The following is a 23,602-nucleotide window of genomic DNA, read 5'->3' on the forward strand; positions in this document are numbered from 1 at the left end:
AAAAAACTTTAGCCACAGAGCACCATGGCACGGGCAGGATCGATGGCGATCAGACCCGCCAGTAGCGTATCCATCTCAGGCATCAGACGGGCTTTATCGGATTCGCTGCGACCGGCTTTCAGGCGCAGCAGTTTCAGGCGACGAGCCTGGACTTCAAACAACAGTGCGGGTTCCCAGTCTTCCAGCGTCAGCTTTGGTGCGCTGGTGGTCAGTTCGCCAAGCAGGTGAAGCGCCATATCGTTTCGACCATACTGCTCTGCCACCCGGGCCATCAGCAGGCGTATCAGCCAGCGATGGCGTGGTGTGTCCATCCCCGGTCGGGACTGGAGCCACGCAAGCGCCGCCTCGGGTCCTTCCGCGTCACCTTTTTCCATAGCTTCGGATTCAAGAAGCAATACATCGTCGGACTGGCTATTAACAACGGTGGCGGGTTCATCACCGTAAAGCAGACCTTCCTCATTCACTTTTTCAGCGATCCAGGCGGTGGTGACTTCATCAGCGAAGGGCGTTCCGTCATTCCATGCCAGCCCTTCAAGGCCAGGAAGGCGCTGAAGAAGAAGCCGCAGATCGAGAAGGACAGAGTTTGTCCAGGCATCCCACGGGTGACCGGCATGGCTGAGCCCCTGCCAGAGATACCACTGGAGATCGAGCCAGAAATGATTCACTCCCTCGCAAAACATCTGGCTGGCCTGCTCAACCAGTTCAGTCCAGTTTTTCTGAAGGTAGAGCCGCTTGAGTTGAGCCCGGTACTCGGCCTTCGGCGGTACCAGACGGGTGCGCCCGCTACTATCCAGCGGAGGGATCTGGTTGACCGTATCCCATCGCACGGTCTTTATCAGCCGGTGAGAGGCAAGCCAGCCCTGCGGCTGCTCGCTCAGCCAGCGGGAAAGTAACTTTGCCTGGTCGAGTAAATCGCGTCCCGATTTCACCGCTGACAGTTGTGGTGAATCCGAGTGGGCGGCTTCACGCCCGTGTTCCTGAGTACTGCTGTTCTGGGGGACCAGCACTTCCATACCACCCGAACGTGCCAGGCGGTTTTCAAGCGCGGTACAAATCCCTGCAAAAGACGGTTTCTCGGCTTCCGGCCAGTCTGCCACTGTGGATTCAAGCAGGCTTATGGCTCCCGCCGTCAGACCGGCGTCATTGCTGTCCACCTCGGGCCATAACAGCAATGCATCAATCACTTTTGCACTGTTCAGCCACTCCAGCGCAGCTTTCCGGGCTGTGGGGCGCCGGGGATGGCAGGCCTGCCCGTAGCGGGTCAGCATCGCAGCAAGAAGCAGTAAGCCTTCGGACAACCCTTTTTCACCGTCGCGACAGAGTCGGGCCTGCACGTACCAGGTCACAACACGTACGTCTTTGGCACATTCGCAAAGACATTTCTGGGCCAGCTCGCACAACAGCGTTGAATCTGTACCCGAAAGCTTATTGATCTCTTCACGCATAAGCTGAAAATTATCATCGTAAGCAGGATCGTCCCCGGTTTCAGACCCCGAGGTGAACGGGTGCAGCCAGTTATCCCAGAGTGACAGGGCATCATTTGCCCGGGAAATGAGGCGCTGCCTTTCTTCCAGGCTGGTGGCGCAGGCGGTTAACAGATCTTCCGGTGAACTCATTCTTTTTCCCGTTTGTTAGTCTCTTTCATAAATCTCACGACCGCTTCCAGTGAATCGTCGTCCTTGCCATTGACGATTTGTGGTGGCTTCCATTTCAACAGCATACTTTTCTCCTCCCCCTGAGTGGGTTTGCCCTTCCAGTAGCTTTGCCAGTGGGCTTTTCTGACATGGGGGCGAAGGCGCCGATGGGGTGTGGAGGGACTGTACCCTGATGTACTGGCTTCCGGCGCTCGCGGTACCTGCCTGAGCGCGGAACCGGCCCTGGCACCTGCAAAAATCTGCACAGGCTTGTCCGGCGGGATGAGGCGTTGATGCTTTCCTACGCGTCTGGGCGCGGGTCTCACAGGTTTCCCCTGCCTTCCCCACTCGCTGTTCTCCGAGCAAAGCCAGAACAGCACTGGCAGCACGGCGTGCCAGAATCCTCGGATCCCCTCCTCCTGCTGATTGATGGCAGTGGAGACAGGATCGGTTAAGGCGAGATACTCCATTCCCATCGGAATGTGCTCCCGGGAAAGTGGATCCTGAGCGAGCGTCAGGGCGAGCAGTGCATCCGTCTGGTTATCATGATCGGCAAGGGTGAAAAATGCGCCCATCAGCGCACCCTGGCCTTCAGCAAAAACCATGTCAGCCGGAAAATCGAACCAGAATCCCCAGAATGGCAGGCGGCGAAGCATTACGCCTGACAGAGCATCGGTCTGACGGGTTTCACCCAGCATCCGGAAGAGAGATTCGTCGCAATGAAGCAGTGTTTTACCGGTTCGCCAGGCTGCAAGCGTCATGTAAACAATATGCGGCGGGAAACGCTTCATAATTTGAGGACAAAGGAACCCTTCTTCTGGCGCCGGGTTACGCTTCAGCCAGTCCGCAAGCCAGTGTTTACACTGGCGAAACGACATAAACCGCCATGGGGCAAGTGAATCGGTCTCCCGCCACTTATCAACCTGACTGAATACGCCCGGAGACCAGCCCTCTACCTGTTTAGCAAAGGCCAGCGCAGGATGAATGCCCCTGTTCATCTTTACTCAACGCCTTCGGTGCCAGCGGCAACGTTAAAAATGGACGCTGGTAGCCTAAATCCCTGTAGCTTCAGTAAGGCAAGCGGACCGTCGCCCAGCTCGCTGCGCATGACGAACTTCAGAGGATTGCCATCGGCGGTGATCCACACCAGCTGTGTACGGCTGGCATCGAGTGGAGTGATCAGGGCTTTGTCCAGCAGGCGAATGAGACCCCAGTTGCCCTGGTTACTGGCGTAGAGCTGCATACCGCTGTTGACACTTCGCCAGCTGAGTGACACGCCAGGATAGTACGTATTCCCCGGCCAGGTGAAGCTCTGCCAGCTTTCCATCTGATTGAAGTAATCCAGGTTCTGCTCATCGAGGGTAAGCTGCACTCTGGCAACATCCCGTGAAGGACGCGCCATCAGTTCGAAGTGAACACCCGCATCGCCCTGTGAGAACACGATATCTGACAGTTCCGCCAGCTGATTAATCGCCCGGAGAAAATCCGGACTGACAACCATCCCCTGACTTGCGGAAGGATCAACGATCCAGCGATTCCCTTCCTGGTGAAGGATCCCGCCGAGATTCGTTTTCAGGAAGGTAGTGATTCGACCCGAGTCGCTGCGCAGGAACTGAGCCAGTAGCGGCAGGGAAGCATCGCTGCCGGTGGCTTTAAACGGGTACCGTCCCGCAAAGGCCTTATTCCACTGATCGACAATGGTTGTCTGCCAGCGGGCATTGAGGCTACCCGCAGCAGGGGCAAGAACCTGCCGCCAGGCCAGATCCAATGGTTGCACAAACAACGACTGGCCAAATCCGTTCCACTCCTGCCCCAGGCTTGCCGCAACCAGACTGCCATAATCGCGGGTATCGGTCAGATCGATGGCTTTGCCCTGGAACACGGTCTGGGCCAGCATCTGCGACATAGCCTGCGGATCCGGGGCGCTGGTGACCTGCTGAAGCTTCAGCCGCACCTGGGTTACGCGAGCCAGCCAGGACTGGAAACTGAGGTTACCGTTGGCACCGGTGCCCTCTTTACCTTCCATCAGCCCCATCAGCGGGCCAAACACGCCATCGAGCGGACCTTTAGGGCCCTGTGCCTGTTCAATAAACTGTCTGGCATTTTTTTTCTGACCGATCAGCTTTTTCGCTGAGTCCACTATCGAATCAGCCAGTGCCTCACCCTTTTGCCCTGTTTTTCCCTGGAAGTTTAGCGTGTTCATCAGTGCCACGAGCGGTGACTGGCGGACATCGCCGATCAGACTGAGCTGGGCAATCGCTTCGGAAAGTGACGTGGCTTCCTGCCACTGAATGCTGTTGACCATGTTCAGCCAGGCGTTACCAAAATCGGTAAAATAGCGTTCTGTCAGACGGGCTTTCAGCGCCTCCGGGGAGATATCGCTCCCTGTCTGGTGCGTCTTATCCGTCAGTACCCAGTCAATTTCATCGCGGCGTGTCTTGACGGCCTCGTTAATCGCATCCTGAACCTGCTCTTCCCAGGCCTGACGCGTAAACATACCCGGGACGACTTCGTCAGTGCTGAATACCGTTGAGGCATCGGTGTCGCCGGTCATATCGGCAAGCGTTAAATCAGGCCAGTTGCTGGCCACGCGCTTAAGCATGTCCTGATATAACCCGGACTCAGCGTTCCGCTGGCCAATCTGCTTGAGCAGGATCTGACGAACCGTGCTGATTAATTCAGCGTCGGGCTTAATTTTCCATTCCGGATGAGCCGGGAGGTTCTGCGCATAAAAGCCCAGCAGTTTCGGTGCCAGGTCCTGCCATATGCCATCCGGCACATTCTGGCGTTTCGGTAAGGCTTTCAGGACGTTTTTTGCCAGCCAGTCTGCGTCTGCTTTGTCAGGACGGGCCAGCATCAGATAACTCTTAAGCACGTCATAGGTATGCTGTGTGCCCTGCGTTCGGGCATCACTGGCAGGAGGAAGTTGCACAAACGCATTAAGCTGCTGCCTGAGACTATCTGCTGTAGCATCCCTCATCAGCTGTGCGTTATTTTTCGCATACAGGGGCCAGAGTGCGGCCAGCGTATCGCTGTCCTGATTAAGACCAAATCGGGTGTACCACGGAGCACCGGTCGCCTCACGATGTTGCAGACGGGCAATCGCTTGCTGGAGGACGAGCTGGTTGTGCAGGCGTTCTGCAAGTGGTTTTGCGGTATCCGCTGCCTGCCTCGCCGTTTCCTGTGCCTCATAAATCTGGGTACGGTTAACGATCAGGGACAGCAATGTACCGGTCCCCCACAGGACAATAAGGGAAAGCAGAATTAACCTCAGCATCTTCTGCCAGTCGAAGCCCAGTTTCCTGCCGTTGACGGCATCACAGTCATCAATGACGGCTTTCCATGTCGGTGTGTCGAGGCGCGTGTTCGGTACCGTTCCGGCAATGGCCAGTTCAGGGCTGAACATGACACCGCGTAAACGCCAGGCCGCAGATCCCTGCATCAACCCGCTGAGCAAAACAGTCAGACTGGCTTTCAGTTCGTGTTGCAGACGGGAAGATAACTGGAGCAGGCCGTTATGAGCCGGATTATTCAGTATCTGTGCCATACCGACTTTTTGCAGGCGCTGAGACAGCGTAGTCAATGCCTTATCCGCCTCTTTTACAGTGCCTTCCGGTCCGAATATCACCCCTGTCGCAGCCGTGTCCGCGTCCTGCTGAGCACCTTTGGCTTTATCAGTCAGCCACAGCCAGACAGGGGCCTGCCAGCCCAGCTGATGATCGGCTTTCTGGCGGCAACGCAAGAAAGCATCCCGTTCGCTGTCCGTCGGGAGGGCTGAAGTACTCATCACCTGAATAATGCCATCAACCGGCTGGCCAGATCGCAGACGCTTCAGTTTTGAAAGGAAGGTCTCATCCGGAAGTGACTGCGCATCACCGCCATAAATCAGTACGTTGCCGTCACCTTCCTGCCAGAGGTCATGGCACAGACCCGGGGCTGTTTTATGGACGTCGTCCGGGTTGCCCATCACCAGCAGGAGTCGCACCTTACGCTGCCATCGGCGTCCATAGCGAAAGCGCAGGTGTTCGGACACGGCGTCTTCGCTGAAGACCGGTTCATCGTCATCTTCTTCACCGGGAATGGTGTTCGTCACCGGAGTGATACTCTCAGCCTTTTTCTGGCCCCACTGGAAATACAACCCGGATTTACCGGCGAAGTCGAAAGCCTTCTCTGTCAGCCAGCCGAGTAAAAACATCGCGGCAACCATAATGGCGCAGAATGTGAGTATGCGCTGTCCGTCATACGGTCCGAAGCCGGTGGCTGAGGCCACATTTTCCGGAAATGCATAAAACAAAAATGCCACGATGGCTGTCAGGAAAAAGGCGACAGTCACAACCGAGCCGATGAGAGTTTTTACTTTTACCTTAGACATTCTTAGGCGATTCCTTGCGAACTTCTTCTTTGGTGATGACGGCGACCCAGATGTCGTCCTTATCAGCGGCGGGTTGTGCGGCGATAACCTGCGCCCCTCGTTGTTCAACGTCAGCATTAGCAAGCGTGATGGCCAGCCATGGAGCAGCATGGCCGGTAAATCCCAGCACGGGATCGATACTGGAATTGTCTTCTGAAAGACTAAATTCCACTTCACTCTCTTCGCAGGCATTATTCCAGCCGCTGCCCGACGTCAATGTGGGACCGGAGATCCAGCTTCCTTTGAGTTCATTGGGCAGGGTCTTCGACCAGAGCAGCGCCCGGGTAAGTGTCTTTGTAAGCGTTGTTTCTGTACCCCTTTCGGGGCGATGAAGGCGAAGCGCATCCGGCCAGGCATGGGCTTTGCGGTTGCTCAATACCACCATTGAGACGGCATCTGCGTCATCTTCCCGGGGGGACGCCGGTAACGACAGCGTGATGGCAACCAAAATGCCAGGGTTGTCCCATCGCTTGTCCAGCCAGGCATCAAACGCACCCAGCCCTTTTCCGGCCATCAGGCGAAAAATCCTGCCCGTCTTGAGTGAGAGATCGGCTTTAAGCTGCTCTTCAATCAAGGGGTACAGGTCGTTATCACAATCCAGCACCAGCCAGCATGGCAACTCCGGCGGGAGCGGCTTAACTATCCCCTCTACACGCGTGGTCAGTTTATTAACCGCTGCATTCAGGGCCTTCGTTAAATCAGTCTGATATTCTGGTAATGCCGCGTATCTGACCGGTTTGTCACATCCTCTTGGGCGAGAGAATTCGATAACAGGAGCTGCGACTTTCATTGCCTTCAGCAGGTCATCGGCTTTGTTTCCGGCCGGACTCTGAATATAAGTACCGAGGATCCAGGCGCAGCGTTGACCGCGCAGAATTTCACTGTCAATAAGCGCTTCTCGCTGGACATTTCGGGACTCGGCCCCCACCTGTTCGGCTTTGTAGGCAAACCGGCGTAAGCCGAAAATAAGCCCCCAGGTGCAAAATGGAAGACCCAGCGCGGTGAACCAGAAGACAAATCCGGTTCGCTCTGACGTCCAGCACCATAGCGTGAGCGCTATGCCCCCCAGCATGACAAACGCGAGGAATAGCAGCCAACGGCCGGTGCCGGGACGCGCTACCTTAGGAGCCTTTTCAGGGATGGCATCCAGCCAGACGGGCATAATCAGGCAACCTTTGCTGCGGCAAATGAACTGATCAATGTGCAACCACAGGCACATTTGTGACCGTGAAAGGCAACCGGGATACCATGATCAAGGTAATCAGAGTTGCCTTCTACGATGGTTGTAGGGCCATGTCCCGGAACCGGGCAGGACACTTTGTCACCTTTACGGGCAACGCCAATACCGCCGAATTTCATCGTTTCTGAGGCGGTCAGTACTGAACCACCGTGGGTAGTTTTATCGCCTTTGCGGATAATCTGGAGCATTAATAAGGACCTCTGCGAGTTAATAATTTTCATTAGGTTAAAGTAACTAGCCTCCAGAAATATTAATCCTGAATCTGTTCCAGTAAGTCATTTAACTCATTCACTCTTGAAATATTCATGTCCATACGGCATACGCTGTACATTGGCGAACCGATTATAAATCCTTGAACATCACACCTATTTTCACGTGAAGCAATCCAGTTTTTTTGCGCCGTCTCGAATTTACTTGTAATGTCAGGTATTCCACGCGCTTTAATGATTCTGTATATTTTCTGGTAAACAATGTTCATGTCTTTTTTTGCGGCATCTGACGCTAGGTCGGCACAACCCATTACAACAGAGTTATTTATATCTTGATTCATTTTGCGACAATCAATTTCAATCCTGGAATAGTCGTTTAGTGCAGCATGTGAAATAAAAGGGAGTATTAGAAGTAAAGTCAGTGTTTTGTTCTTAATCTTCATTTTATTTGAACAATCCAGTGGAGGTACTGGTAATTTAACTTACCTATATGTGCCTGATTCTACAATTTAAAAGACCCATTCTGGACTCAATGGCATGTAAATGCTTTTGAATATTCATTCTGTATCATACTCCTCACCATTCCATCGCAAGATATATTTAGGTCCGCAAAAAATATCCTTTAGCCCTTTGTGAGATTTTTTTGATATTCCAATGGATGTACACATATATGCTGCATCTATTGATTTCCCATCATGCATTGTGATTTCGAATGTTAAAGTAGGAGAGTTGTCGAGATTAGACATACAGTCCGATTGATCACAAGTGCCTGGTGGTGTTGAACTCAGAAACGTATACTCGATGATATCTTTTTTACCGTCACCATTTGAGTCAGTAGTAACGCGACCTATTTGCCCATCGACAAAGCCAGAGTTTTTCAGCTTACTTGCCGTTACCAGCATATCAATATCTTTGGTTTGAGAACATTGCGCATATGTTGCCGATGCCATTATAATTAACATAGCCAAAGAGAGTTTTATGTTCATTTTAATAATTATCAACCGTCTTCATATAGGTTTTAATAAAATCATTTAGTTGCTCTACACCATCATATTCGCATTGGTTTTCTATCAAATCTGTTCGTTGACCTTCCATCGAGTTATATAAGCTGCATCGTTCAGAAATAGACTTCCGTTGACTATTATAAAACGCCATATCAATTGAATACTCCTTGCCAGATTTGGTAATAATCTCTTTAATGGAGTCCTCTGTTTTTTTTGTGCTGGTTTGTATGCAATCGATCATATCCGGATGAGATTGCATCGAGGAATTGCAAGTTTGTGGTTCTTTTGCAAAAGAAACAACAGGCAAACAAATAAGTAATGCAAGTAATTTAATCTTCATTTTTTAACTCCAGATTCAACTCATTTAACTTTAATAAATCTTTCTTCTCTGTCAGAGCTCGTGTTTTTAGATCGTCCCACCAAGTCGGGGATGAAGGGAAAAGATCTTCAACATGATTTATTTTATAGTCCTGAACAATAGTTATCACATCTGCATCTGTTAATGTTTCAAAATCCTTCCCTTTCAACGCTCTCGAAATTAAACCAGTTGTAGGGCCATATTGAACGGAAGTCGACCAAATCATATCATTGATTGCGGCACGAGAATGTGAGAAATTTAGCCCTTTAGATGCTAACAAGTCTATTTGTACTTGATAGTGTGTTTTTTCAATGAAAAGATGCTGATCCTGTGCAAATTCTTCTTTGTGATCGACCGCAATTTTTTTCCATACTTTATTGAATTCAGGTGTGGCAGGTACTTTACCTTCGAATAAATCTTGGTATTTTGACACAGCAATATATTTATTAACCGTTCCCATTTTAGAAGATAATTGATACATCCCATATGACACACCACCATGATCACCTTTTCCAGATGAAATTACACCAGGCCCCCTTCCTCCAGATTCATAACGCTCTGAAGTTTTCCCAAGCGGCCATGTTCCTGATGATTTTTTCATAAAGCCTAAGAACATAATCGGATGCATATGCCACAGTGAAGGTCCTAGTTTTTCGGATGTAACATCCTGCATCCATGCCATTTTATCGATAAAATCTTCACTGTATTTCTTCCATTCTGGCGCATCTTTTTTCAGCGCATTGAGGAAAGGTTGCCAGATAGCATCACCTTTTTTGAAGTACCAATCGCTGGGATGTTTTACGATTGTTTTCTGAATAACGTCACGATAGTCGGGATTATGAAGTGCTCTCCAGTACTCCATTGGCGAATATCGGTCACTTCCGCTGTCAATTTTATCCAGCAGGCGCTGATAATTATGCTTCACGAGAGCATGACTGGTTCGTGTATCATCTATCGCGGCCTGGTAGAGCGAATCGATGAGGTTACGGAAGAATCCAGTGGGCTGGTTTTTTCCATCCAGGTAATCAAAGCTGGCTGGTTCTGCGGTTTCAGTTCTGAAGCCCAGCTTTGCCAGATCATACTGCGACAAAAGTTGAGGTTCCGCCTGGCCTTTGGGGACGTAAGCATTTTCTGGTCGCAGCTGCCAGTATTCCTGTTTGGTCGACTTATCGACTTCCATTTGCACCTGACTCAGTGGAAGGGTCCCCGCTCTGGTTGTTACCCTTGTATCCTTTGTGAATGTTCCTGTTGCAACATCTTTTTTGTACAACGCAAGGCCCGGAGAGTACTTCAGCCAGATTGGATTTTTTTCTTCCACCTGCTCAGGGTTGGTCAGGAACTTTTCCAGATTATCATCCATACTCGTGCATTCGATATGAACCTGGTATCGCGCTTCATATCCTCCGTCCTTAGGTGCCTGATAATATCCCATATGGCCAACAGGATCACCGGCGCTGATAGCATAGGGCGTCGGGCATACTACCTGGTCAAATTTCATCGCTTCTTTTGCTGGTGGCATAAGTTTCTGCCACCAGGAAGGTTGTACCACCCCATCAGTGCCAGGAGACAGGTTGTTTTTGTCCACAAGCATCCAGTATTTCTGCCCTGGCTTCAGGGATGTTTTCTTACCCTTTTGCATTGCCTGTTCTGAGAGGCTGACAAATGTAACAAGGCCATACTCTCGCTTATTAAATGCAACGGTATGGAGGCCGCTGTCTGTTTTATCCCACTCAACAATAGATCCTTTTGGGATCGTGCCCTTGCGATAGCTTTCACTGGTACTTTTATTGTTGGTACTGGCGGTCATGACCCATTCTGGATCGTAGGCAGTAAGCGTATCCTGGACTGTCCACTTTGTTTCCGCCGGATTGACACTATAGGCTGAATAGGGAGCAAGGTGCATATACAGGGTATAGAAATGCAGCCCGCTGGATTCTTTTTCCCCCGGTTGAATAAAGTGTTTAACCAGAACAAACGAACCGGAAAAGCTAAGCGGGCCGGATTCCCACCCAAGCGTGAGATAATCCTTGCAGACACGATAAGCAACCACTTCACCGTCAGCCATGCATCGCACGGCCTGCTCACCTTTAAAGGGGACCGGGAAATCCAGTGCTTCAAGAGGAGACTTCCCACTAAGGGCACACCAAGGGGTCGTGGCTTCGGTGATATGGATCCCGCCATGCCACATGCCACTGCGGCCAATCATATACTGCCCGGTGGATTCCCCCCCGATATGAGAGAGGATCTCTTCCTGATTTTTGAACTCACTTCCCCGGTTATTGGAAGGGATCGGCCAGACAATTTTGGGTAAAACAGACACGATTCACACTCCCTGTCAGTCGTTAAATGACTTGCTGCTGATTTTGCTTTCCTGAGTGATATCCGTCAGGCTGAAATTGGGTGTTTCGTTGGGGAGATTTGCGCCTGAGCCTGGTACCAGATAGTCAGACGTCTTCATAATGAACTCACCAGATGAGCCGTGTTCAATGCCGTTCTTACTCAGCCTAAGGTAAGACCCGCCACCGTTCAGCGTCAGCGTTTCCGGGGTGCTGATAATAATTTCGTCTTCACTGCTCGTCACCGTCAGCTGCTTTTCAGAAAACAGGGCCATTGTGTTGTGCTGAGCCTGAATCTCGATGTCTCCCTGGTTGGCAACCAGCTTAGCCCCTTCTTTATGGACAAACATCCCCAGGGCTTTTTCTACCGTTACAGACAGATTCTTCATCGCGCCGATATCAAGATGTTGACCGGCATTGATCATGGTGTTGCGGGCGCTGCTGAGCTGAAGATGTTCACCTGAGGTAAATGCCACCCCGTGCGGCGCGCTACCCAGCAGCACCGCAGACTGGAGGTCCCTGATTTTGTCGGTCACAAAACTAATCTGGGTGTTGATGTCACTGACCAGGGCTCCGGCGGCTTCAGTTGCGCTGTTCAGCGCCTGCATCTGGCTGTTGGCCTGGTTAATCTGATTGATGGCAGGCGCCATTTCCAGTACCGGTCCCTGGGCTTTGGCCTGGGCATCAGCCGTCAGGAACAGCCCTTTTGCCGCACGTACTGCGCCATGCTCATCCGTTCGCAGTTCAAAACCAGCCCCGCGCTTTTCACGCTGGCTGTTGACGAGGTGTCCCAGGTTCAGCTGCGTTTTGCCGTATTCCGTCGCGAGCTTGATATGCTCTTCCTGGCGCTTATCCTCCATCCGCAGCTTATTGTTCGCCGGGGTACGCCACACGTTCCGCGTATGATTGTCACTGGTGACATGGTCCGGATGTTCTGAATCATGCAGGGCATAAGCGATGTAAGGACGATCCGGGTCTCCGCCGTCAAAAACGACGGCCACTTCCGTTCCGTCGATAAGTGGAGAGTGGAATCCGTACGTATCACCGGCATAGGGTTTAGCCAGTCGCAGCCATAAATAGGCATAACCCTGTTCAGGACTGTTGCGGTCAAAGTCCAGTTTTACCCGGTAGCGCCCGTCCGGGTCGAGCCAGGAATAGGTGTCGCCTTTCTGTGTGCTTTCCACCCGGGCTGGAAGCGATCCGGATATCACCGGGCGATTGAGCAGTGCCGGACGATAACAGACGGTTTCACTGTAGGGGATACCCTCGAACGTCAGCGTAAAGCTACTTTTGCGCGAACCGCTGGTGCGCACCGTGGTGATGACGATGCCTTCCCTGACGGCATCGGGAAGCGTTTCGTCCGTTTCCAGTACCTGACCCGGAGCCAGATGAGGGCTGGAGGAATGCCCGGTGACCTGATATTGCGCATTCAGAATGCGTTCGTGACGCAGACGGGCGAAGTATGCTCCGGTCTCTGTGCTTTCAGTATCACCTTCAGACAGGAAGGGTTCCGCATAATGGTACGTTTCTCCGGCGGTGATCCCTTCTTTGCTAAAAATGCTTTCAGTACTGTCCTGAGGTTTCAGCGCTTCGCGGTAGTTGTAGTCACGGGTGGCCACACTTCCGCTCACCACATTGTATGCGGTCTGAATATCCCAGATGCTCTCCTGCCCGCTGTCACTCATCCCGGCCTGGTTGCGTAACGGCAGCGTGACGCCAAACTCATACTGCTCCTGGCTGTCCTGAAAAATCACAACGTCCTGTTCAAGACGGCCGTCCATTTCATAGCGCCAGTAAATGCCCACCTCCGCCAGCAGACGCTGAACAAACTCAAGATCGGTTTCCCGCCACTGGGTGATGAGTTCCCGGGATGGATACTCCCGGGAGAGACGGAACTCAAAATCAGGCCCTTCCAGACCGTGTTTACGCAGCACCTGTTCAACCACCTCAATAACCGACTGATTGAGGTAGATCTCGCTCCCTTTCGTATAGCCCAGTAGAGCAATACGTGGAACGATAGTCAGCGCGTAATGGGTATCATCATTCGACGTAGATACGCGGCGGAACGACGCCACTACGCCAAAAACTGTCCGGACCGGCAGTGCCGGTGCCCCGTCAAACATTGGGGTCTGGAAGGTAAATGACGCGGGTTTCAGCAGTAACGTGTCACAGGCGATATCCTTAGAGGAGCAGGTGACCGCCACGTCATAGCGCCATGGCTGGCTAAGTGATTCAACCGCGCTGTAACGCAGAACATCAAGGAAATCGCTGCATTCATGCACATCAACCCGATAACGTGACTGCCCTAACAGCTGTTGCACCGCGTCGGTGGCCTTCCTGATAAGTGTTCCGCTCATGACGCCTCTCCTTCTGCCTCTTCATCAAATGCCAGCACAATGCCCTGTTCGTCATCCCAGGTCAGCTGTAGTGAAGACGGCTTTTGTTTTGCCGCCATATGGCTCAATAACTGCTGGCTCAGAACCGGCAGGATCTGCTGGTTAAGCAGACTGTCGACGTTACGGGCACCGGTATCCGGCAGCAGACAGGCTGTCGTCAGGGTGTCGATGAGACTTTCGCCAATGTGAGTTGAAATGCCGTAGTGGCGTTGCAGACGCTTGCTCACCTGTGCGAGCTTCATGCCGACGATGGTGCGCATGGCATCCATTGCCAGCGGCCGGTATATCACCGTCTGGAAGCGGGCCAGCAGCGCTGGCTGGAAATGATCGCGCAGGGTCGGACGTAACAATTCATGCAGATCGCTCTCCGTGGCTTCTGGTTGCTCGTCCAGCAGCTGCATCAACTGATCGCTGCCCAAGTTGGACGTCATCAGGATCACGGTATTGCGGAAATCGATTTCACGCCCTTCCCCGTCCCGCATAAAGCCCCGGTCAAAGACCTGATAAAACAGGTTCATCACATCCCGGTGGGCCTTCTCCACTTCATCGAGCAGCACCACGCTGTACGGCCGCTTACGGACCGCCTCGGTGAGAATACCGCCCTGACCATATCCGACATAGCCCGGAGGGGAGCCTTTCAACTGCGAGACCGTGTGCGGCTCCTGGTATTCAGACAGGTTGATGGTAATGAGCGATTTCTCGCCACCGTACATGACGTCAGCAAGTGCCAGCGCGGTCTCTGTTTTGCCCACCCCGCTTGGCCCCACCAGTAAAAACACGCCCTGTGGCCCGTTTTCCGGCGTGAGACCGGTTTTTGACGCTCTCAGTCGTTGCGCTATGGCATTCAGGGCAGGGCTCTGTCCGACGACACGGGTTGCCAGTTGTTCTTCCAGCGTCAGTAATTCGGTTTGCTCATCCTTCATCAGCGACGAGAGAGGAACCCCTGTCCAGTCGGCGATAACGGTCGCAACGGTGCGGACATCAACATCCAGACCCAGTAATGGGCTGTTATTCTGAATTTGGGAGAGCTCCTGCTGGAAACCGGAGACCTCCTTCTGGCGGCTGATATCTTCCCGGCAGGCTTTCAGCGAGTCGGTGAGCTGCTTTTCGATTTCATACTGTGACTGAAGGGCAGCTTTCTGCTGGTTGAGATCCAGAGTCAGTTGTTCGATCTGCGGCAGGCGGCTGGCATCAACGGTGTTACCCAGGGAAATATCTTCCAGTAACTCCTGCTGTTCCATGGCAAGCGCAGTCAGTTGCGCCTGCAACCGGGTCAGTTGTTCAGGCAGCGTATCCAGGCTCATCCGTACCCGGGCCGCTGCGGTATCCAGTAAGTCCACCGCTTTATCAGGTAACTGGCGATCGGTCAGATAGCGACGGGAAAGCGTCACCGCTGCACGGACGGCCTCGCCGGTAATATGCACACCATGGTGTTCGGCATAGCGGGATTTAAGGCCACGCAGCATCAGGCAGGCCGTATCATCATCAGGCTCATCAACCTTAACCATCTGGAAGCGGCGTTCAAGGGCTGCATCACGTTCGAAATATTGCTTGTATTCGCTCCACGTGGTGGCCGCAATGGTGCGCAGTTCGCCGCGTGCCAGAGCCGGTTTCAGCAGGTTGGCAGCATCCGCCCCGCCCGCCTGATTACCGGCCCCGATGATGGTATGAGCTTCATCGATAAAGAGCAGCACCGGCACAGGGGATTGCTGGACGGCGTCGATGATATTTTTCAGACGCTGCTCGAACTCCCCCTTTACACCGGCACCCGCCTGAAGCAAACCCAGATCCAGTGTCCTGACGATGACGGGCTTAAGACTTTCGGGCACATTGCCCTCAGCAATACGTAGCGCCAGGCCTTCAACCAGGGCCGTTTTGCCGACGCCTGGCTCACCTACCAGAATGGGGTTGTTCTTACGACGTCGGGAGAGAATATCCACCATCTGACGGATTTCGTTATCGCGACCAAAGACCGGGTCAATTTTTCCTCCCCGGGCACGGGCAGTCACATCAACCGTAAAACGATTGAGAACGGACTCTTCCTGCGAAACGGCAGGTTGTGGGCTTCCACCGTCACCAGGGTTTTGTGCTTCCTGCTTCAACGGCGCCGCCCGACCAATTATGGCGGCATTGCCAGTCTGTTCGCTGAGTGCAAGCTCATGCCGTTCATCTGACTGGGTTTCCAGTAAGGGGCGTAGCCTCTCAAGCTGGCTAGCGGTCAGGGTCATCAACGGCCAGAGGCCATCGCAGCGCGTCAGCCCTGACGTTTCAATCATGGCCGTAAGCAAATGTATGCTTCGGATCTGCTCATCTCCCGCGAGCGTGGCGGCAAGCCAGGCCTGTTTCAGAAGGGTCTGGAGGGAAGCAGAAAGCTCCGGGCGTGTGCGAACTGAACGAGGCTGTGCATCCAGCCAGCTCAGAAGTGACTGCCAGACGGCATCCATATCCCATTCATAGCGTCGGGCAAGAACGGTCAGGTCACCTTCCCCCTGCTCCAGCAGTTTCAGCAGCCAGTGCTCAGGCGTGATTTCTGCATGCGCACGGGTCTGACATAAAGAAGCCGCCCCCTCCAGTGCTCTGGCGCAATAAGGGTTAAGTCGTCGTAGCAGGACTGCTGAATGATGTTCCATGTCGTTCCCTCTTGTTCAGGCACGCTACCGCCCCTGGCCGTCAACCGATGCCCATAAGGTTCATGCCGATAAATTGTGAAACTGCTCTGCAAAGCGTCCGTCTGACAGGCGCTGTGCGGAGCAAAACAAAAAGGCGGACAGAAGGGATCTGCCCGCCAGAGTCTTATGCTGTGGTGCGTTCGTTCCAGGAATCGGAATGAATGATGTTGCCGTCTTTGTAGGTCCAGGTGATTTTTTCGTAGCGCAGCTCGATTTGCTCAAGGTGGTTATGCTTCTCGAAGGAGGCATCCTTGATGTCGTGCATTTTTGGTGCAACTTTCACCAGCTTGACGTTTTCCAGTTTGGTGTTGAAATACTCAACTTCCTGGCCTGCGTCGTTGATTTTGTACCACTTAAATTCAGCAGACTTCAGGGTCTGGCCCGTGGTCACGGCTTTGTAAAGGTACGGGCTGGAAGAGTCGATTTCTTTGGTAAACAGGAACGGTGTATGAATACGGGTGCCGGTCAGTTTGCCAGTATTGTTATCGGTCGGGATGTACAGGTTGTGTTCCTGAGCAACAACTTCGATGCTCCCTTCGCGATCTTTCACATCTACGGAACCCTTGATGTCAGCGCCGCCATCGTCTTTCAGCCACAGATAAACTGGGATTGCCATGTTTTACTTCTCCATTTCTTGAGTTGAAACGTCACGTACATCCTGTGACGCGTGTTTTGCGCCTGGCAGACGACAGGCGTCAGCCTGCGGTACCAGACTGATCTCGACACGCCGGTTATGCGCACGGCCATCAGGCGTGTCGTTTGATGCAATCGGTCGGCTGTCACCGTAACCCTGCACGGCAAAGCAACTTTCCGGTACGTCCCCGGTATCACGCATCCAGTTACGGACGGCCTCAGCTCGTTGTAAAGACAGGGTCTGGTTGAGCTGAACGCTACCGGTATTGTCTGTGTGGCCGCTGACCACGATGAGCCAGCCTGGTCTGGCTTTGATTCCGACCAGCGAGTTGACCAGCATTTTGGTGGAGCCCGGTTTCAGCACGGACTTACCGGAATCAAACAGCGACATGCTGTCGAGACGAACAATTTTCGGTACTGGTTTTGGTTTAGGTGCAGGTGGAGGCGTCCAGGTATCAATAGCCTGTTGCAAGGCCAGCCACAGTCGTTGGCCCGGATAATAGCCCAGGCTGTAACGCAAAGGCTCACCCTGGCGCTGCCAGCGTTCAAGCAGGAGGGCATCCTGCTTCAGGGCGGCCAGTGATTCTGCCTTAGGGCGATAGTGGTTCATCGGGATTGCATTCCAGCGCTGTAAATCGGTACTCACCTGACGGATAAGGTCACGGTTATTGAGCGCAGAAATACCCAATGCGGTCAGTGCACACAGCCACATCAGCAGGATCAGGCGACGGGTACGCTGGCCCCCCTGCACAGTTGAAGCAAAAGGTGCCAGCAGCGGCAGAACCGCATCCGGAAACAAACTTGCCGGGGCTGTCTGCCCTGGTTTTCTGAAAAACTGCAAACAGGTGCGGGTATATAGCCAGTCGGCCCAGACTGACTCAGTACCGGGAAGGACGGTACCGAGGCGCATTGCCACAGAGAATGCTCGTTCTGGAGGCGTTAACCGATCAGGCTTATCCAGCTCTTCAGCCAGCGTATTACGGATAAAGGAAAATGCCTCGCTGACGGCTGGCAGTGCCAGGATATTGTCTTCCGACTGCTGCCAGTCGATAAAAGCCTGCGGCGAATCATTTACCGGACAGACAATCGGTTTATCACCCCGAACGATTATCCAGGGCGTTTCTGGCCCGGAAAATTCTGCACTCAACACAACCGGCAGGGTGAAACCCGTCAGGGATTTAATCTGCTTACACTGCTGGCGGAGCGTTTTCAGTGCGGAACGAAGAACGGCTTCATCCTGATGATGGTCTGGAAGGCAGCGGTACATCACCGAAAGCTGACCAACCTGGCGCGGGAACTGCGTCTGGATACTGCGGACAACGTCAGTTAACCGGTTGACGTCACCCGCCCGCAGCCACCATCCCTGGGCTGTTTTACGCAGAGGACTCCCCTGAAATAACGCGTCCAGCATGTCACCGCACACCAGTACAACGGGACCCCGGGCGTCGGGTAAAGGCAGTTCAGCGGCCGGGAGGGTAACGTCGGATGTGAGCTCTTCGCTCCGACAGTTTTTAAAAACATACCAGCCTGCCAGAACGAGGATCAGCAGCGTGGACAGACCGTTAAAAACGTTGCCTGTCGGGATGAAATACCACAGCAACCATAACAACGTGGCAACGGCTGCCAGGGCGTGCAGGACTACCGGAATGATGACTGATCTACGCATTAGCCATGCAGCTCCGGTATTTGTGCTGACAAGAGTGCCTGGAGCCAGAGATGGCCCCCCCACCAGGTAACGCCCGTAAGAATGATGGCGAGCACTATCCAGAACCAGACTGAGCGCATCAGACTCCAGCGATGTTTACCCATCCGGTGAACAACCAGAGACAGGCCAGCATCAGGCGGAGAAACACGTTCAGAAAGGGTTTTCATTACCTCATCACGTTGCGACTGGCTGACCGCTTTCAGGCTGTATAACCCCTGAAAGCCCAGCGCTATCACCCGGTGATAGCAGGTTAAAACGGCCGGGTTTGGTGAGGGCTGACGCAGAACTTCTGCAATGCGATCCCATAGTGCTTCACCAGCCCGAAGTGAGCCAAAAAAACGGGCCTGAAGCGGCGCTTTACGCCAGGCCACCTGGCCTTCATCAACTTTCGGTTCCTCTCCTTCTTCGCTTTTTTCAGACTTACGGCTCATCACCGTTTCGTCCAGCAGGGCACATTGTGCGTAGGAAATATGCTCCACACTGGCGTCGTCATAACCGGCACGCTCTAGCGCTTCCCGCACAGTTTCAACCTGTTTAACGCATTTGTTGTAAAGCGCAGTGCCATCAAGCGTGACGGCACCTTTTTTAAGCATGGTGACGGTAAGCCAGGTCTCCGCCATCAGCTGGTCGATATCAATATCCTGTCTCATGAGCGCAATACCGCAAACAGTTCAAGTTCCAAGGCGCCAAGTAGCTCAGGCACATAGAACATACACACCCCCTGCTCCTGCATTTCATGTGCAGCGGGACTTTCCATATCAAGGGCGAAGTACTGGTTTTCCATGCGTACAGGCAATGCTGCCGGGACTCTGCTCACCGGGATCAAAGGGATCCCCTTGAGTGCCGCACCATAGATCTCGCGGACATCATCAGGTGAACCCGCCTGACAGAGTGCAGGGAATTTCTCGGCGACCTGCCAGGCCGGGATATCCGAGCGCACAGAGAGATAAAGGTCGGCCTCTTCACGCAGGCGGATATCGTGGAGGTTGGCCTTCCAGGTCTGTCCGTCCGGTCGGGACATTTCCAGAGCAATGACCCGGGATGGCAGACTTGCTTCCAGCAAACCCGTTATCAGGTCGAACAGCGGAGGAAATGCGTTGGCCGGTTCCTCGTGGTCATAGCCCGGTATGGCGTCAAGATCATGGTCCAGCGAAAAGGTCAGCATACTGCCTGCCAGACGAGCGAGCTCCGCCCACACCTGTTCTGGCGGACGGGAAGGAAAAAGTTCGTATTCCGTCAGCACCCTGGCGTGGGAATTCAGCGCATTCAGCAACCAGAAAAGGGATACATCGGCGACGGCAAAATCGGCGAGTCTTTCGTTACTTTCACGACGCATTGTCATCAGTCGCTGGCGTCGGGAGCGAAGCTGGCGATTGAGCAGCACCAGACGTTCGCGAAGGACCGGACTTGCCCCAAAAGATGCCACTGGAGGAATAAAAGACGGATCCTGTCTCCACGCATTTTGTCCATCCCGGATAAGCCTTGCTACCGGGCAGACTTTCCAGGAATCATTACTTTCATGAGCAAACCGGATAGTGAAGTTAAACCGGGCAACGGCCATAGATTCTTCTTCAGAGCCAAAGGCATCCTGCAAAGTCACCCATTCTTCACGATAGCGGAGCGGACGGTCTGGAGTGACGCCTTCCTGTTCCACGTTGGCAACACCTGGCTGCATGTGAGGCAGTGCGATAACGACGGTTACCGCATCACGACCTGCCAGCAGGCTGGCATCTAACTCACGTGGTGCCGGAGGCAGATCGCTCCTTTGTGCGTCAATCAGCGAACCATCTTCCAGCCAGAGACGTAACTGCGTAATCTGAATCAGACCGGACGACAGAAGACTGTCATTAAACTCAATCTTTTCCACGCCCCAAGGGAATGGGGATGCCAGTGCTGATGCACCGGCACTGCGAAAAGACTCCCATTCAGCCTGCTGCTGGAACTGTTGAGGGGACAGTAAAGCCCCCTCGTTCCACAGTGGACGATAAATTTTCATCCCTGCCCTGCCTTATGCTTTTGCTTTAGGCATCTGGGATACCAGCGACAGGTTGACGTCCATGCCTTCAACCTGGAAGTGAGGGACGGCAAAGAGTTTCACGCGGAAGAAACCCGGGTTATCCTCGATGTCTTCAACGATGACTTTGGCATCGCGAAGCGGGTGTGAAGCCTGGAGATCATCGCCCGGATCGGTCATCTCGGTCACAAGACCTTTCACCCAGGTATTGAGCTCCAGCTCAAGCAGGCGACGGTCTTTGGTGGTACCGATATTTTCACGCTGGATGAGCTTCAGGTAGTGCGCAATACGCGACAGCAGGAAGATATACGGCAGACGGGCATTGATGCGGCTGTTGGCGGTCGCATCCGCAGTGTCGTACAACGCAGGCTTCTGGGCGGAGTTTGCGCTAAAGAAACAGGAATAATCTCTGTTTTTATAATAGCTTAGCGGAATGAATCCCAGATTCGAGAATTCAAACTCGCGGGTTTCCGGGATCATCACTTCGGACGGGATTTTCACCTGGTTACCGGTGCCGAGATCGTACAGATGAATTGGCAGGTCCTGGACGGCACCGCCCGCCTGCGGGCCACGGATTTGTACGCACCAGCCATTATTGATAAAACTTTTCACCATATTGGCAGCAAAGGCAAAGGATGCATTCGTCCATAAATACTTCTCGTGATCAGGTCCCTTCACTTCCTCCACATAATTGAAACTGCGCACCGGGACGGTATCCGGACCATACGGCAGACGGCCCAACACACGTGGCATAGTCAGCCCTATGTAGCGGGAGTCCTCAGAGTCACGGAACGCTTTCCATTTGATATATTCAGCTCTGTCAAAATAGTTACCGATGTCTTTGATGGCCGCGACTTCTTCCATGCTGGATTTATGGAAGAATTTTGGTCCTACAGAACCAATAAACGGCATATGAGCGGCAGCTGAAACTTTTGATATATTACGGAGTAACGCTACATCCTGAGCGGAGGAATCGAACTCATACGACGAAATGATTGCGGCAATGGGCTCTCCGCCCGGTTGATCGTATTCCATCGAATAAGTATGGTGATAAAGACCACTCTGGATAATCTCCGGAGCGTCTTCAAAATCCTGACGCAAATCGTCTTTAGAAACATCAAGTATTTCTATTTTTACATTCTGGCGGAAATCTGTGCGATCAACCGTGTGCTTAAGCCCGCGCCAGAGTGACTCTACGCGTTGAAACTCCGGGTGGTGCATAACTTCATCGAGCTGGCGACTAATTTGATAATCAAGCTCTGCGATATGCGAATCAAGCAATGATTTATCAAGTTTCTCAACTTTTTGGCCTGATTTTGAAATAACCTGCATAAAAACCTGAATGGCTGCGGTCACTCGCTCATCTGCCGAGGCATCGGCCATGACGCTGTCGTCCTGATATTCAGTAATGTCACCCAGGCGAGAAACTGGATTCAGATTAATTTTTTCAAACAGCGAGGCATACACGCTGTCTGGGTTATTCTCAAGTACAGTAGTGTTCCCCTGCACCGATTGTGTTTCAGTATTCACAGACATCAGCATCCTCTCTGTTAATCCATTAAAAAAACATTTTGCTGTTATTCGGCAGGTGCAAGGGCATTCAGCTCTTGTCTTAATTCTTCGCTCAGAGCCGGGTCTTTCAGTATGGTTTCAAGAGATCTGCGGAACTCGGCGTTATCCAGGAGGTTTGACTTGAGGTCTCTGAGGAGATTGCGCATGGCTAACATGGCACGAAGTTGAGGAATTTGCTTTGCTATTGCTTCAGGCTCGAAATCTTTCATTTCAGAAAAGCTGAGTTTGATATTTTCTTCAGAACCATCACCTCTCAGGGTGTTAGCAACATCAATGCTGACCTCTGGGTTAAGCTCGGACAAAACGCTATTAAAGTTGTTTTTGGAAATATTTAATTTATTGCGTTCAGAAAGCGGGAGTGTTTCTTTGCCGTTACTGAAGTCTCCCACCGCGAGAAGTTTTAAGGGCAACTCGACTTTCTTTTGGGCGGAGCCCGTGTGCAGGTCAAGCTGGATGTTGACACGTGCTTTTGGCACTTCATTCTGGAAGCTGGAATCTGCCATATCATTCCCTTTGTTGGTCAGTGGTGATAGTTACCATGAGGTATCTTTACAAAACGATGATAGAACATATTGCTCACATAGATCAACTTTGCAGATCAAAGATCTGCAATTAGAATTTTCTTAAGAATTTTCCTCTGTTTTGTAACAGAGTGCATCTCTAGGTATTGGGGAAAAAGTTGTTTTGTTAACTGCTTATGTCGTCATTTGCAGGGCTATTAACTATAAGTAACTGCCCTGATGGTTGAATGTTGCATATGTGATCTTTTATTGATTTAGATCAATGCAATTGGTGTGGTTCCCGCCTGGTGCTGATGTGTACCTTTGAACTGATAACTCACTGTAACAGTTACATTTTTTGTTACATGTCGTTGTGATGAAAAATCCGAAAACGGACTTATTGGAAAAACATTTTAAGTAATGGAGAGAGTTTTGTTTTAAAGATAATTATTAGACGTCAACTAGTTTTGCCGACTGGTGCCAACTACGCTGGCCGCATCCTTTAGTGCGACGTTAAGCCGCCTTGGTTAACAGCGCCGAAGAAATTCAAAACTACGCTGGTATTGCACCGGTGACTGAGCGAGGTGGCCAGAAATTCTGGGTTCACTGGCGATGGCAGTGTGCCAAGTTCGTCAGGCAAACCTTTGTCGAATGGGCTACCAAGACGGTTAACTCATCATACTGGGCCAGAATTTATTATCAGGGACTGCGAGAAAAAGGAAAATCTCACCAATCTGCAATCCGGGCTCTGGCATTCAAATGGATAAGGACCATTTACCGCTGCTGGAAGACCAAAACCGGTACGACGAAGCGAAATACTTGCTGGCACTGGAGGCGCGAAAGTCGCCCTTACTGAAGCCATAAAAAGCTTGTCGAATGTCTCAGGGCTGAAGCGACATTTCACACCTCTATCTCAGTCCA

General features: G+C 52.3%; 17 protein-coding genes and 1 pseudogene. 1 reads left to right on the forward strand and 17 read right to left on the reverse strand.

What is annotated here, in order from left to right; all coding sequences use genetic code 11:
• Window positions 1–8 precede the first annotated feature (8 nt).
• The 17 genes from tssA to tssB all read right to left on the reverse strand — a co-directional run bounded on the left by tssA (window position 9) and on the right by tssB (window position 22,684).
• Window positions 9–1,616, reverse strand: a complete 1,608-nt coding sequence (tssA, locus tag EKN38_RS15150) for a type VI secretion system protein TssA (RefSeq protein ID WP_126522345.1) — start codon at window positions 1,614–1,616, stop codon at window positions 9–11.
• Window positions 1,613–2,632, reverse strand: a complete 1,020-nt coding sequence (locus EKN38_RS15155) for a hypothetical protein (protein WP_126522347.1) — start codon at window positions 2,630–2,632, stop codon at window positions 1,613–1,615. The genes tssA and EKN38_RS15155 overlap by 4 nt, the downstream gene beginning before the upstream one ends.
• Window positions 2,633–2,634: 2 nt before the next feature.
• Window positions 2,635–6,006 (reverse strand): ImcF-related family protein, encoded by a 3,372-nt coding sequence (locus tag EKN38_RS15160; protein ID WP_126522349.1) that lies wholly within the window; start codon window positions 6,004–6,006, stop codon window positions 2,635–2,637.
• Complete coding sequence (locus tag EKN38_RS15165; protein ID WP_126522352.1) at window positions 5,999–7,207, reverse strand: hypothetical protein; 1,209 nt, start codon at window positions 7,205–7,207, stop codon at window positions 5,999–6,001. Before EKN38_RS15165 ends, EKN38_RS15160 begins: the two co-directional genes overlap by 8 nt.
• 2 nt (window positions 7,208–7,209) lie before the next feature.
• Entirely contained in the window at window positions 7,210–7,473 is a 264-nt protein-coding gene (locus EKN38_RS15170; protein WP_126522354.1) for a PAAR domain-containing protein, read from the reverse strand.
• A 62-nt stretch (window positions 7,474–7,535) separates the two neighbouring features.
• Window positions 7,536–7,937, reverse strand: a complete 402-nt coding sequence (locus tag EKN38_RS15175) for a lysozyme inhibitor LprI family protein (RefSeq protein WP_260480561.1) — start codon at window positions 7,935–7,937, stop codon at window positions 7,536–7,538.
• A gap of 114 nt (window positions 7,938–8,051) precedes the next feature.
• A complete protein-coding gene (locus EKN38_RS15180) occupies window positions 8,052–8,480 on the reverse strand; it encodes a hypothetical protein (protein ID WP_126522357.1) in 429 nt (142 codons plus the stop codon).
• A gap of 1 nt (window position 8,481) precedes the next feature.
• On the reverse strand, window positions 8,482–8,838 hold the full coding sequence (locus tag EKN38_RS15185; RefSeq protein ID WP_126522359.1) for a hypothetical protein: 357 nt from the start codon (window positions 8,836–8,838) through the stop codon (window positions 8,482–8,484).
• On the reverse strand, window positions 8,828–11,176 hold the full coding sequence (locus EKN38_RS15190) for a hypothetical protein (protein WP_126522362.1): 2,349 nt from the start codon (window positions 11,174–11,176) through the stop codon (window positions 8,828–8,830). Before EKN38_RS15190 ends, EKN38_RS15185 begins: the two co-directional genes overlap by 11 nt.
• A gap of 15 nt (window positions 11,177–11,191) precedes the next feature.
• Window positions 11,192–13,549, reverse strand: a complete 2,358-nt coding sequence (locus EKN38_RS15195) for a type VI secretion system Vgr family protein (protein WP_126522365.1) — start codon at window positions 13,547–13,549, stop codon at window positions 11,192–11,194.
• Window positions 13,546–16,218 carry a type VI secretion system ATPase TssH gene (gene tssH, locus EKN38_RS15200; RefSeq protein WP_126522367.1) on the reverse strand — a complete coding sequence of 891 codons (2,673 nt, stop codon included), beginning with the start codon at window positions 16,216–16,218 and terminating at the stop codon, window positions 13,546–13,548. The genes EKN38_RS15195 and tssH overlap by 4 nt, the downstream gene beginning before the upstream one ends.
• Window positions 16,219–16,381: 163 nt before the next feature.
• A complete protein-coding gene (locus EKN38_RS15205; protein ID WP_021241774.1) occupies window positions 16,382–16,873 on the reverse strand; it encodes an Hcp family type VI secretion system effector in 492 nt (163 codons plus the stop codon).
• A gap of 3 nt (window positions 16,874–16,876) precedes the next feature.
• Window positions 16,877–18,556, reverse strand: a complete 1,680-nt coding sequence (locus EKN38_RS15210; protein ID WP_126522370.1) for an OmpA family protein — start codon at window positions 18,554–18,556, stop codon at window positions 16,877–16,879.
• Window positions 18,556–19,245 (reverse strand): type VI secretion system protein TssL, short form, encoded by a 690-nt coding sequence (gene tssL / locus EKN38_RS15215; protein ID WP_126522372.1) that lies wholly within the window; start codon window positions 19,243–19,245, stop codon window positions 18,556–18,558. The genes EKN38_RS15210 and tssL overlap by 1 nt, the downstream gene beginning before the upstream one ends.
• Window positions 19,242–20,591 carry a type VI secretion system baseplate subunit TssK gene (tssK, locus tag EKN38_RS15220; protein WP_126522374.1) on the reverse strand — a complete coding sequence of 450 codons (1,350 nt, stop codon included), beginning with the start codon at window positions 20,589–20,591 and terminating at the stop codon, window positions 19,242–19,244. Before tssK ends, tssL begins: the two co-directional genes overlap by 4 nt.
• Before the next feature lie 12 nt (window positions 20,592–20,603).
• Window positions 20,604–22,151 carry a type VI secretion system contractile sheath large subunit gene (gene tssC, locus EKN38_RS15225; protein WP_180344331.1) on the reverse strand — a complete coding sequence of 516 codons (1,548 nt, stop codon included), beginning with the start codon at window positions 22,149–22,151 and terminating at the stop codon, window positions 20,604–20,606.
• A gap of 35 nt (window positions 22,152–22,186) precedes the next feature.
• Entirely contained in the window at window positions 22,187–22,684 is a 498-nt protein-coding gene (gene tssB, locus EKN38_RS15230; protein WP_126522376.1) for a type VI secretion system contractile sheath small subunit, read from the reverse strand.
• A gap of 526 nt (window positions 22,685–23,210) precedes the next feature.
• On the opposite strand from tssB, the pseudogene EKN38_RS15235 reads away from it, so the two are divergent.
• Window positions 23,211–23,545, forward strand: a pseudogene (locus EKN38_RS15235) (transposase); the annotation flags it as partial.
• Window positions 23,546–23,602: the final 57 nt, after the last annotated feature.

Source organism: Enterobacter sp. WCHEn045836, from assembly GCF_003965585.1.
GTDB lineage: Bacteria > Pseudomonadota > Gammaproteobacteria > Enterobacterales > Enterobacteriaceae > Enterobacter > Enterobacter dissolvens.